Consider the following 13,210-nt stretch of genomic DNA (forward strand, 5'->3'; position numbering starts at 1 on the left):
GAGGGCAGAGTTAAGATATAAAAAACTTAGACCGCGCGGACTTGCCCGCTATAAATGACTTTTGTACCGTTTAAGGTATTGAGGAGCAGCGCGCCATCCGGCTGGATACCAATAATCGTACCGTGCAAATCAGTTTGCGCCGGACTATGTACCACCACCTGTTGTTGCAGCAGTGCATCAAAGGCAGCAAAGCGGGTGGGTAGCTCCAAACTACCATGGTCAAACTGCTGGCAGGCATGAATCAGTGCCAGCGTGGTTTGCACCGCCAGTTCGGCCACATCCAGCGCCTGTCCGGTAATGGCAGTTAGGTCAGTCACCGGCTGGTCAGTCACCTGTGCCTGCATCGGTTGCAGGTTGAGGCCCACGCCAATCACCACCTGATTGTCATGCAGCGGCTCAATCAGGATACCGCCCCATTTGGCGCCATTGAAGTACAGGTCATTGGGCCATTTGATTTGCAATCCGGCATGGTGCGCCAGAATCGGCATATTAACCAGCGCCAGAGCGACTTCCAGCGCCAAACGGCCACTCACCGGATGCTGAAGCGTCCAGCGTAGTGACAAATACAGGTTGCCTGTGGGCGATTGCCAGATACGTCCCGCCTGACCACGTCCGGCCTGTTGCTGGTTACTAATGACCAGAGCACTGCTGCCACTCATGGCTTTGGCCACGTCGTTGGTGGAGGTGGTGGATGGCAACCAGAGCACATGGTCAATCGTGCTTACGCCATGCAGCCTGAGGCCATAACGCAGGCTGTTGATGCGTGAATCCTGTTCATCAGGGATAGCGGGGATTGAATGGTCAGGTATAGTCATGGGCGTACTCATGCGGCTTATTGGGCTATATATATTGAGCGGTTTGCTACCAACCTATATGGGTGTGGTGAAAAAAACTAAATTAAACTGCGGCGAAAATAATTAAATAAAACTAAATAAAACCAAGGATAAAACGCATGGGTTATAGGGTGAATGACCTCGGCATTACTGTCAAGTCAGTGTGTTTTGATCAAAAATATAGCGTTTTTATCGGTTTAGGCCTGCCTATTCTTTAAAAATAATGTAAAAATGTCCGACAATGTGACAGAGTACACATGTAAACTCTGTTATATAAGCACTTAGGGGTAATGGCTATAACCTGACCATTTTTAAATTGATAACAACATAACAGGTATCATAATGGCATTTCAGGCGTCAATCAGTTTATCTGAACAAATTGCAAAGCACATTAGTGAACAAATTATTACCGGGGAGCTGGTCGAAGGGGAGCGCATTCAGGAGTTACGCATTGCCAAAGAGCTGGATGTAAGCCGTGGCTCAGTGCGTGAAGCCCTGCTAATTTTACAGCGAACCTATCTTATTGAAATTTATCCACGCCGCGGTGCCGTGGTGTCGGAAATGTCGGCGCAGCAGGTTCAAAGCCTGTTTGACACCAGCATGATGATTCTGGGCGCACTGGTGCAGCGAACCAGTGAGCGCTGGCGCCAGCATGACAGTGAGCAAATGAACACACTGATGCAGCAGCTGGATGAACAGGTGCGGCTGGGCGATATTGAAAAATTTTATGACCATGTGTTTTTATTCCTGCATACCTGCAACGACATTGTGGCCAACCCCTACCTGACCGATATTTTTGAAAACCTGTTGCCATCATTGCGCCGCAGTTATTTTTTAACCTTAAATACTTCACGGCGCGAGTTGCAGGAAGCCTTTGTATTGTTCCGTCCAGTAATTGATGCCATCCTGATCCGTAAAGGCGAGCAGGCAGCGTTATTTATGGAAGATTTTTGCCGCCACCTGCGCAATCTGGTGCTGGACTCACTGGCCCGCATGAAGCAGATTGAACTGGCGTGGGCACAGCGTTCACGGCGCTAGTTATGGATTCTAAGACTTATCACCAGCGCGCTATAGAAAGATGCGGTAAACAAAGTAATGCGATTTTAAGATATGCGGTTAATTAGTTTAAAGCTGGCGGGATTCAAGTCATTTGTGGATAGCACCACACTGGTGTTTCCCGACAACCGGACAGCGGTGGTTGGCCCTAATGGCTGTGGCAAGTCCAATGTGATTGATGCCATTCGCTGGGTGATGGGGGAATCCTCGGCGCGGCAGTTGCGTGGCGGTGCCATGACTGACGTGATTTTTGCCGGAACCGCACAGCGCAAACCTGTCGGGCAGGCCAGTGTCGAGCTGCGCTTTGAAAATACACTGGGCAAGCTGGGTGGTGAATACAATGCCTACAGCGAGCTGTCGGTGCGGCGTCAGGTCAACCGCGATGGCCGCTCGGATTATTTTTTAAATGGCACACGCTGCCGCCGCCGGGATATTACCGATATTTTTCTGGGCACTGGCTTAGGCCCGCGTTCCTACGCGATTATTGAACAGGGCATGATCAACCGCTTGGTCGATGCCAAGCCCGAGGAAATGCGGGTATTTATTGAGGAAGCTGCCGGGGTGTCGCGCTATCAGGCACGTCGCCGCGAAACCCTGCAACATCTGGAGCATACCCGCCAGAACCTAAGCCGTCTGGAAGATATTAATGATGAGTTGCAAAGCCAGATGCGCAGCCTCAAGCGACAAAGCCAAGCCGCGATTAAATACCACGAGCTGGAACAGCAGCAGCTGGACTTAAAAATCAAGGTATGGTCAGCGCATTATCGGCAGGCCGAACAAAACCAGCAGCGTTATACTGAACAGCTCACCCAACTGGGTGAACAATACCGCGAGTTACGCAGCCATCGCAATCAGGCCGAAGCCGACTGGGAAAGCGGCAGCCAGCAATTATCCGGGTTACTGGCGCGGGCTGAACCGATTCAGCAGGCGTGGCAGCAGGCTGAGCGTGAAGTGAGCCAGCTTGCCGCAAAAGTGCAGCAATATCAGCTGGATCAGCAGCAGCGCGAAACCCAGATTCAGCAGTGGCAGGACAACCTGAAAACCCTCACCAGCCAGATTGCACAGGATCAGGAACGACTTGTGACATTAGAGCAGCAACTGGAATCAGGTCAGCAGCAATTTCTCGATACAGAGATACAGCTTCAGCAAAAACTGGCGCATTTACAGCACATCGAACAGCAGTATCAGCAGGTGGAAGCCGACTGGCAAACTAGCCAGCAGCAGGCCCAGCAATTTACTCAGCAACAACAGCGTTTGCAGCAGCAAATTGACAGCACCGCACGCGCCCAGTTACGGCTGGAGCAACAAATCCAGCAGGCCAGTGCCCAACTGGAACAACTCAAACGCAGTGCGCAACAGACTGAACTGGATGATGTACTGGTTGAACTGGATGAGGCACAACTGGAAAAAACCCGGCTGGAGCAGCAACAGCAGCAGGTACAGGCAGCACTAAGCCAGTATCAGCAGCAACTGGATCAAGTCCGGCAGGCGCTCAAGCAGCAACAAGCTGAATTCCAGCAGCATGAAACCGAGCTACAGGCTATTCAAAAATTACAGGCCACTCAAAAGCTACAGGCTACTCAAAAGCTTCAGGCCAATAAAGCAGGCCAGTCCAAAAATGAAAAGAATGCAAAAGCTGGAAAAAATCATCAAGAAAATCACCATAAAGAACATCAGAATAAGGAAATTCAGACTGAAAATTTCAGCGCTGTTGCTACGGTACAACTGTTGCAACAATTACAGCTTCAGCCGCAAGCGCAGCCGCATTTGCCCTTAATTGAAAAATTTCTGGCCGACTGGCTGACTGCCGATTTGCAGGACAGCTTTGCGAACACCGCTACTACAGCGCGGGCTTATCTGGTAAATCCTAAATCATTGGATAATTCATCTTTAAACACTTGCCTCCAACATGAACACGTCATTCCTTTAGCGCATTGGATTATAAGTCCGCTGCTCAGTTGCTGGCAGGCTGTTGGTATAGTGCCGGATTATTCAATTGCCTTACATTTACAACCGCAGCTCAATAGTTACCAAAGCCTGCTCAGTCTGGACGGTTTCTGGCTGGGACAAAACTGGCACATCAACCTGAATATTGATGAACAGGCCGCCCGCCAGCAAGGGATTTTACAGCAGCAATTGCGCCAGCAGGAACTTCAGCAAATCCTGCATCAGTTGCAGCAACACATTGAGCCATTAGCGTGTCAACAGCAGCAACTGTTACAACAGATCACCTTGCAGCAGGACAGTCTAAAACCAGTTGAGCAAAAGCTGGCACAGGCCAACCAGGCGCAGCGCCAGCTTGAATTGCAACGGGCCCGTCTGGAAAGTAGCTTGCAAGCCGGACAGCAGCAAATGGCACAACTAGTGCGCCAACTGGAAGAATTGCAGCACAGCCAGCAGGATGATCAGGAGCAAGTGACCGAATGGCAAATGGAACTGGCCAGCCTGAATCTGCGCTTGAATCAGTTAAACCCGCGCCTGCAAGCCCAGCAGGATAGCCGCAACCAGTTGCAGCAGGCCGTGCAGGATGCGCGCATTGCCCATCAGGTCACCCAGCAGCAACATCAGCAGTTACAAGCCACACAGCACAGCTTAACGGTACAGTTGCAGGCAACCCGGCAATCCTTGCAGCGTGCCGAGCCGCAACAACAGCAAATTCAGGGACAACTGGTGCAACTGGAACAGGCAGTAGTACAGGCGCAACAATTGCATCCCACCCAACTGCAACAACTGGAACAGGCACAGGATCAAGCAGCACAGGCGCATGCCAGCTGGAGCACCTGGCAGCAGCAACTGGAATTCCGGCAGCAGGAACAGCAGCGTCTAAGCCAGTTGCGCCAGCAGGGTCAAAACCATGAAGACCAGCTACGCGATAGTCTTGAGCAAACCCGGCTGCACTGGCAGGACTGCAAAAACAGGATGGAACAGGCACTGGAACAGCTTACTGCCTTGCAGATAGCGGCTGAATCGCATCCTGACAATGAATCCATGACTCATAAACCCATCCAACCGGAACAAGTGGATATCAGCCAGCTGGCCGACTGGCAGCAGCAACTGGAAAAAGTACAGCAGCAAATCCAGAAGCTGGGCCATTTGAATCTGGCAGCGCCCGAAGCCTTGCAGGATGTCACGCAGCGCCATGAAGAACTGGCACATCAGATGCATGACCTGCAACAGGCAGTCGAGCAACTGGAACAGGCCATGAAAAGCATTGATCAGGAAACCCGCACCCTGTTTATGAGCACCTTTGATCAGGTGAATGCCGAGCTGAAAATCCTATTTCCCAAAGTATTTGGTGGCGGTGAAGCTTCCTTAAGCCTTGAGGATGACTGGCAATCCGGGGTAAAACTGATGGCACGGCCACCGGGCAAGCGTAACAGTAGTCTGGCTTTATTGTCCGGTGGTGAAAAAGCCCTGACAGCACTGGCGCTGGTGTTTGCCATTTTCAGGTTAAACCCGGCGCCCTTTTGCGTACTGGATGAAGTGGACGCCCCGCTGGATGACGCCAATGTGCAGCGGTTTTGTCATTTGGTAAAAGAGCTATCACAACAGGTGCAATTCATTTACATTACTCATAATAAACTTGCTATGACCATGGCAACGGATTTGTTGGGTGTAACCATGCCGGAACCCGGCGCGTCGCGTCTGGTGGCAGTAAATATTGAGCAAGCTGCAACATATAGTGCAACTTCGGAGTAGTACTCATGGATTTTTTAACCATTGTTGGTTATATCTTGGCTGCCCTGGCAATTGCCCTGGGCCTGTATTTAATGCTTAGAAAAAATACAACCAGTGAAAATACAACAACGGCAACTGAACAAGCGGCAACAGAACAAGTAATGCTGGATGACGCTGACAGCAACATCACCACTGCGCATGAGAACGGACGTATTCCGGTTGTTCCGCGCCATGTGCGTGACCAGATTAGGCAAGCCCCATCGCTTGCCACAGCAACTACGACTGCAAATAGCCCAGCCCAGCCCAGTACAAATCATGCTCAAGTAAATAGCAAAACGATTGCTGAAGATGATTTAGACAAAAATAATTTTGATAAAAACGACTTTAATGACACTGATTTTGATGAAAGCGATTTCGATAAAAAAGATTTTAATCAAAGCAACTTCAATAAAGACAACGACCTACTGGCTGATGCTCCGGCCATCAAGGCAGATCGTACAGCAGATTCACTGGACGACACATTAAATGATGACCATGCAGATCAGGGTCGAAATAATGAAGCAACCAGCAGCCCAATAACCACGCAACAGGCTCAGGTACAGACACAAGCTCAGGTACAGGCGCTGGCAGAAAGCAGCAAGCCTGATCAGGACCCGGTTGAAGATACCTTTGATCAGGCGCTGGCCCAGCTTGAAGCTGCCACCTCAGCCGATGATTCCATTATTGACGATGAGCTTGAGGATACAACTGCATCTTCCAAACACATCGGCAAGTCTGATACTGAACAACTCAATGCGGCGAAAGACACCTTAGCTACTGCTGATGTCGAGGAATGGCAGGGTGAAAGTGCACTGCTGGATGCGCATCTTGAAGATCAGGAGCGCCGTGACGATGAAAGTGCACTGGCACAGGCCGAGCATATTGTGGCACTGTATGTGATGCCCACTGCATCGCGTGCGCTGTCTGGCGAACGAACTATTCAGCTATTACGCCAGTTTGGCCTGCGTTATGGTGAAATGGCATTGTTCCACCGCTTTGCCGATTCTGATGGCACTGGCCCGCTGATGTTTAGCGTATTGCGTTATACCAGCGAAGGCCCATCCGGCTTTGATCTGGAAACCCTGCCAAGCGAACAGGTGGAAGGTCTGGCATTTTTCCTGGCGCTGCCCAGCAAGCATGCGGTGGCAGGCTATGACACCATGGTGAGCATTTCCACCCTGCTGGCGCGTGAAATTCATGGGCAGGTTTATGATGAACACATGAATCAGCTTAGCCCGCAGTTGCGCGAGCATTACCGGCATTTTGTACTGGAATACCGCACGCCGGCCTAAGCAGATTGGGAGAGCCAGACTGGTTTATTCAGGCTGATTTTCTAGTCATCGATCTTGCCATTGTTGCGCTGCAATGATGGCATTTTTGTTTTACCATGTCCTATTTAAACGTTAGCCCTTTTGACCACTGGTTTTTTGATATGATGCAGCCACCAACCGATTCCCAGCACCTGACTCAAGCTATGAATCAGTCCACGATTCGGCGTATGCGAGAACTGATTAGCATACTGGCCAAGCATAACCATGCCTATTATGTAATGGATGCGCCCAGTATCAGTGATGCAGAGTATGACCAGCTGTTTCACCAGTTGAAGGCACTTGAACAAGAACATCCTGAGCTGATCCAGCCGGATTCACCCACACAAAAAGTGGGCGGTGAGGCTTTGTCCAAGTTTCAAAGCGTGCAGCACACGGTGCCCATGCTGTCACTAGGCAACGTGTTTAATGAAGAAGACCTGCAAGCCTTTGACCAGCGGGTGCGTGAGCGCCTGCCCAACCAGCCTTATGAATATGAAGTTGAACTCAAGTTTGATGGATTAGCAGTATCGTTGTGGTATGAGCAGGGCCGTTTTGTGCGTGGCGTCACCCGCGGTGATGGTGAAACCGGTGAGGACATTACCCATACGGTAAGCACCATTCGCAACCTGCCGAAAGTGCTTCACATTGAGCCGGGGCAAAGTGTACCTGAGTTTCTGGAAGTGCGTGGCGAAGTGGTCATGCCCAAGAGTGGCTTTTTAAAACTCAATCGTGATGCTGAGGCACGTGGTGAAAAAACCTTTGCCAATCCGCGTAATGCCGCTGCGGGAAGTCTGCGCCAGTTAAATCCTGAGATTGCTGCTGCCCGGCCACTGGCGTTTTATGCTTATGGGATTGCCCAGTGTAGGCCGCATCATGGTTTTGCCACCCAGTCTGACAGCATGCAATGGCTAACCCGGTTGGGCTTTGAAATTGGCGAGCAGCATTTTGTGGCAGCCAGTGTGCAGGAAGTGCAGCAGGCCTATGAACAAATCCAGCAGCAGCGCGCTGACTTGTCGGTTGAAATTGATGGCATGGTGATCAAGGTGAATGCCTTAAGCCAGCAAAAGCAGCTTGGCTTTTTAAGTCGTGAACCACGCTGGGCGACTGCCTACAAGTTTCCGGCACTAGCTGCGCTGACCACCGTTGAAAACATTGAATGGCAAATTGGCCGCATCGGCACGCTCACACCGGTAGCTCGTTTAAAACCGGTGTATGTTGGCGGTGTAACGGTGAGCAATGTGACCCTGCACAATATTGGTGAAATTCATCGGCTGGATGTGCGTATTGGCGATACCGTGAGCGTGTATCGCACTGGCGATGTGATTCCCAAGGTAGAGCGGGTCTGGCCAGAGTTTCGCCCAGTTGATGCTGTACCCGTAGAATTACCAGCCTGTTGTCCGGTGTGTGATTCTCCGGTGGTAATGCCGGAAGGGGAGGCGCTGGCGCGTTGCAGTGGCGGTCTGTATTGCCCAGCGCAGCGTATGGAAGCCATTCGTCACTTTGTTTCGCGCAAGGCCATGGACATTGAAGGTCTTGGCGAGCGCTGGGTGGAATCGCTACTGGAAAAAGGCCTGATTAACAATGTGGCGGATATTTACCAGTTGCATGCGCATCAGGACGTACTGCTTGGTTTAGAGAAAATGGGTGAAAAATCCCTGCAAAACCTGCTGGGTGCCATTGAAGCCAGCAAGGAAACTACCCTCAGCCGTTTTATTTATGCCTTGGGAATTCGCGGCGTAGGGGAAACCACGGCACGCATGCTGGCCGATAATTTCCAGACGCTGGATAACCTGAAATTTGCCGATCTGGATGCACTAAAAAAAGCCCCCGAGGTCGGTGAAATTACCGCTGAATGGATTCATGATTTTTTCCATGCTGCGCACAACATGGAAGTGATCGACCGGTTGCTGGCAGCTGGGGTGCACTGGCCATTACCTGCGCCACGTACCCGTCAGCCTTTAACTGGTGAAAGCTGGGTACTCACCGGAACCCTGACCCAGTTTACCCGCGAAGAAGCCACCCAGCATTTACAGGCACTTGGCGCACGGGTGAGTGGCAGTATTTCAGCCAAAACCCGCGCACTAGTGGCTGGCGAAAAAGCCGGCAGCAAACTGGACAAGGCGCAAAAGCTCGGTGTGCGCATTTTAACGGAAACTGAATTTGTTGAGCTGATGCAAAGTTATGGGCAGGATATTTAAATAAAATTCCTCAAAATTATCTAAATATTTATTTACAAAGTATATACATTTAGGTTGGTTGTAGTAGTTAAATTTATGGTTAAAACACTATGGATAAATCTGGTAGAAACACTGGTACTAAAGGATTTCATGGTTACAAAAATGGCCGGATAAATTGTAAATTCTGGATGTATTAATATTGTAATTGGATATAATCTCGCCAATTAGTAAGCCCTTGCTGAACTGTAGAACGAACTGGTAAATCCATTGGTTTGTCTACGCATCAGCAGGGGTTTTTCTATTGGCTAGGCGTGTAGGAGCACTACCGATTAGCCGGGCAACTGGTCTTTTTTCATGGTGGTGACACGCAATTATGTTACTGTTTAGAACTGCTGGCGTTGATAATACAACTCTCCTGAGCGCGCAACGGGTTTCAACCCGCCTGAACTTTTTTGCGCTGGGTTTTGGTACAGCGGCATGGGCGCCCCTGGTTCCGTTTGCCCAGCAGCGTCTGCATCTCAATCATGCGGATTTTGGCCTGCTGTTATTGTGTGCCGGGATTGGCTCCATGGTGGCCATGCCTGCCACTGGGGCACTGGTTCAGCGTGTTGGTTGCCGCGTGCTGATTGGCTTTGCCTTGCTGTTATTGCTGGCTGTATTGCCGGGGCTAACCATCTGGAACACCTCGCTGATGATGGCGATTTCGCTGTTCCTGTTTGGCGTGGCCGCAGGCAGTTTTGGTGTTGCTCTTAATCTTCAGGCGGTTATTGTTGAAAAAAATAGCCTGCGTTCATTAATGTCCAGCTTTCATGGCATGTGTAGTCTGGGTGGGCTGGCCGGGGTAATGACCGTTACCTGTTTACTGGCAGCAGGCGTATCGCCATTGGTTAGCGCCGTTGCCATTAGCATGCTGTTATTAGCCATTAGTATCTTGGCAGTGCCCGCCTGTCTGGCAGAAATTGAAAAGGAAGAAGCTACAGAAGAGTCTGCGCCCGAGCAGAAAAAAACTGGCTGGAAACTGCCTAACCGGGTCATCCTGATGATTGGCATCATGTGCTTTATTGCCTTTTTGTCCGAAGGCGCAGCCATGGACTGGAGCGGCATTTACCTGACTTCTAAATATCAGGTCAGCACTGCTTACGCAGGTCTGGCGTATACCTTTTTTGCCATTACCATGACGCTGGGTCGTTTTTCTGGTCGCTATTTGCTGAAATCCCTGGGTGAGAAAAATATTGTGTCCTATAGTGCCGCCTGTGCTGCGCTGGGTCTGGTGGTTGTCGTGACTGCACCGCACTGGTTTGTGGTACTGCTGGGTTATGCACTGGTGGGTTTTGGCTGTTCCAATATTGTTCCGGTAATGTTTTCCCGGGTTGGCCGCCAGTCGCTTATGCCCAAGGCTGCTGCATTATCCTGTGTTTCGACCATTGCCTATACCGGTTCCCTGACTGGCCCGGCGTTAATTGGTATTGTCGGGCAGGTCACCAGTTTGACGATTGTATTTACCATCGTTGCGGCCATGCTGCTGGTCATTGCGTTTTTTAACAAGTTTACCCGGGTTGATCCGGTTTCAAACCACGCATAACTTAGCTCTCAAAAATTAAAACGGGACAAACCAGTTTGCTACCCTAGCTGCTGGTTTGCCCCGTATTTTTAAGCATCTCAAAGCCATGTTGTCTAGATTATGGAACTAGCAGAAGCTAAGGCTGCTTTGCTTTCCTATAACAACTGATACGCCGTATTAACTGCCCGCATGGGCTGCTTAAAATTTTCCAGTTGATGGTTTTTGCGCAAGTCACTTAAAAACTGGTTGCGCCAGTCATTAATATCAAAGGTGGTTAAACCCTGCATCAATTGCTGGTAGCGTTCCAGACGTTCCTGGAGGGGCATTTCTACCGCAATTTTTAAGGCATTAACCATATCCTGTGTATCGGTAGGGTCAACAATCAGCGCCTGCTGCATTTGTTCAGCTGCACCGGCATATTTAGACAAAATCAGCACGCCGGGATTTTCCGGGTCTTGCGCGGCAATATATTCCTTGGCCACCAGATTCATACCATCGCGCAGGGAACTAATCCAGCAAATATCAGTCAGACGGTATAGCCCCATCAGGGTTTCATGCGGCACCACTTCATTAGTGCAGTCAATCGGCAGCCAGTCATGCTGGGCAAAGGTGTCATTAATTTTTTCTACGGTTTGATTGACCTGCCGGAACAGGCGCTGATAGGCCAGAATATCCATGCGGCAAGGGCAGGCAATTTGCAACTCGGTGATACGCCGGTGATATTGCGGATACTGCTGCAAAAACTCGGCAAAGGCATCAAAGCGTTCCAGAATTCCCTTGGAGTAATCAATACGATCTACGCCAATAATGGTTTTCTGGTTTTTTAGCGCTTTGAGATCAAATACATCTTGTCGGTCACTGGCATGTTTTTTTGCCACCTGCTGAATCTGGGCAGGGTTAATGCCAATGGGATAGCACTTAATGGTGGTAATGCGTTGCTGGTAGCTCACCAGTGAATGCTGGATTTTTTGCGCCTTTAGCAAGGTGGTGCACGCCTGCATACACAGGGTCTGGTCATAATCGGTTTGCAGGCCTACCAGATCGTAATGGCACAGATCCTGAACCAGACGCTCAGCCGTTGGAATACATTTCCAGATGGAAAGTGGGGCAAACGGAATATGCAGGAAAAAGCCAATCTTGTTGTTCAGTCCCAATTCACGGCAATAGCGCGCTACGCTAAAGAAATGGTAGTCATGTACCCAGATCACATCATCTGGTTGGGCAATGGCTTTAAGCTGCTGGGCAAATAGCGCATTGACTTCTTGATAGGTTTCAAACTCGGCCTGATTATATTCAATTAGATCCTGCCGTTCATGCATAGCTGGCCATAAGGTGTTGTTGGCAAACCCGCAATAATACTGGTCATACTGCTGTTGGGTTAATGGGCAGGTCAGGTATTCAATTTTGCCATCTATAATTTTTCCAAACTGCGGTTTTGCTGCTGTTTGGCCTGCTTGGTTATTGTCGCTAACAATATCGCCATTCCAGCCCAGCCAGGTACCACCCGTTTCCGTGAGCGCATCCTGTAGCGCTACTGCCAAGCCACCAGCCGCGGGTTTGTCAGGATTGGGCAGGCTCACCCGGTTGGACAATACAATTAGTTTGGACATGTTTCTTCTCCATATTGTTCCCGTGTGCAACTGCTCACTGCCTTATTGGCAGCACGGCAAGGCAAAAACTGGTGAAACTGAGCTAAAAACGCTGCAACCGCAGTAGTATCTTTGAGACGATATTGGGCATCAGTAGGCCCGGTTCCTACCTTGATGCTCATCCCCTGTTGCGCATTGACTGCCTTAAAACCGGATTCATCGGTAATATCATCACCAATAAATATCGGTGTGATGGGATCAAGTCCAAAATGTGCCAGAATAGTCTGGATGGCATGACCCTTATCTGCCTGTATTGGCAAGATTTCCACCACACATTTGCCATGATTCAGCTTCATTTGCGGATAACTGGCCACTAACTGCTTCATAATGTCATGCGCAACTGGCTCCAGTTCAGGGCACTGGCGATAGTGCAGGGCAAAAGAATACTGTTTATCTTCCAACAGCAATCGGGGATATTCTGTACAGGCATGCTGGAGTGCCTGTTTTAAGCGGTCAAAATCAATACTGCTTAAGTCCGGACTTAGACGGGTGCCACTGTCCAGTACAATATCCAGACCGTGCAAACCTGCAATCGGCAACGTCAGTGATTGAAATAGCTGCTGTGCGATCGGAATCTGTCGGCCAGTTACTGCAATTACCGGCACCTGACAGCGCTGGATGCCTGCAATAGTCGCCAGCATAACATCAGGGATAAAGCTTTGTTCAGGGTCATCACAAAAATCAGCCAGCGTGCCATCAATGTCCAGAAACAGGCAATAGGTGTGAGAGCTTGCCTGAAGCTGCTGGATTAGCTCGACTGGGTCATTAAAACAGGTTTGGTTAAAAGCAGGGTTTTGATTTGCAGGTACCTGATCCAGCGCCAGATGATGAATGGCATCTTGGGGTGAATCTTCAAAATTTTGATTTTCAGCGGTTTGCTCATTAATTGGTTGGCTGGTCATTCTGG

8 protein-coding genes are annotated in these 13,210 nt (G+C 49.9%); 5 read left to right on the forward strand and 3 right to left on the reverse strand.

The window, feature by feature from the left end; translation table 11 throughout:
• Positions 1 to 26 precede the first annotated feature (26 nt).
• Positions 27 to 815 carry a biotin--[acetyl-CoA-carboxylase] ligase gene (locus tag E2B99_RS04705; RefSeq protein ID WP_166738988.1) on the reverse strand — a complete coding sequence of 263 codons (789 nt, stop codon included), beginning with the start codon at positions 813 to 815 and terminating at the stop codon, positions 27 to 29.
• A 360-nt stretch (positions 816 to 1,175) separates the two neighbouring features.
• Between E2B99_RS04705 and E2B99_RS04710 the strand changes: the two genes are divergently transcribed.
• The 5 genes from E2B99_RS04710 (at position 1,176) to E2B99_RS04730 (ending at position 10,675) form a co-directional block, all read left to right on the forward strand.
• Positions 1,176 to 1,871, forward strand: a complete 696-nt coding sequence (locus tag E2B99_RS04710) for a GntR family transcriptional regulator (RefSeq protein ID WP_134243809.1) — start codon at positions 1,176 to 1,178, stop codon at positions 1,869 to 1,871.
• A 72-nt stretch (positions 1,872 to 1,943) separates the two neighbouring features.
• Complete coding sequence (gene smc, locus E2B99_RS04715; protein WP_134243810.1) at positions 1,944 to 5,588, forward strand: chromosome segregation protein SMC; 3,645 nt, start codon at positions 1,944 to 1,946, stop codon at positions 5,586 to 5,588.
• A gap of 5 nt (positions 5,589 to 5,593) precedes the next feature.
• Positions 5,594 to 6,898 carry a cell division protein ZipA C-terminal FtsZ-binding domain-containing protein gene (locus E2B99_RS04720; protein ID WP_134243811.1) on the forward strand — a complete coding sequence of 435 codons (1,305 nt, stop codon included), beginning with the start codon at positions 5,594 to 5,596 and terminating at the stop codon, positions 6,896 to 6,898.
• Between the two features lie 182 nt (positions 6,899 to 7,080).
• Entirely contained in the window at positions 7,081 to 9,114 is a 2,034-nt protein-coding gene (gene ligA, locus E2B99_RS04725) for an NAD-dependent DNA ligase LigA (protein ID WP_205669637.1), read from the forward strand.
• A gap of 352 nt (positions 9,115 to 9,466) precedes the next feature.
• Positions 9,467 to 10,675 carry an MFS transporter gene (locus E2B99_RS04730; protein ID WP_134243812.1) on the forward strand — a complete coding sequence of 403 codons (1,209 nt, stop codon included), beginning with the start codon at positions 9,467 to 9,469 and terminating at the stop codon, positions 10,673 to 10,675.
• A 134-nt stretch (positions 10,676 to 10,809) separates the two neighbouring features.
• On the opposite strand, the gene E2B99_RS04735 is transcribed toward E2B99_RS04730, so the two are convergent.
• Together E2B99_RS04735 and otsB are read right to left on the reverse strand one after the other, a co-directional pair.
• Positions 10,810 to 12,264: a trehalose-6-phosphate synthase gene (locus tag E2B99_RS04735; RefSeq protein WP_134243813.1), complete on the reverse strand. Its 1,455-nt coding sequence runs from the start codon at positions 12,262 to 12,264 to the stop codon at positions 10,810 to 10,812.
• A complete protein-coding gene (gene otsB / locus E2B99_RS04740; RefSeq protein WP_134243814.1) occupies positions 12,252 to 13,205 on the reverse strand; it encodes a trehalose-phosphatase in 954 nt (317 codons plus the stop codon). The genes E2B99_RS04735 and otsB overlap by 13 nt, the downstream gene beginning before the upstream one ends.
• Positions 13,206 to 13,210: the final 5 nt, after the last annotated feature.

The sequence above is a fragment of the Alkanindiges illinoisensis genome (assembly GCF_004377485.1).
Lineage (GTDB): Bacteria > Pseudomonadota > Gammaproteobacteria > Pseudomonadales > Moraxellaceae > Alkanindiges > Alkanindiges illinoisensis_A.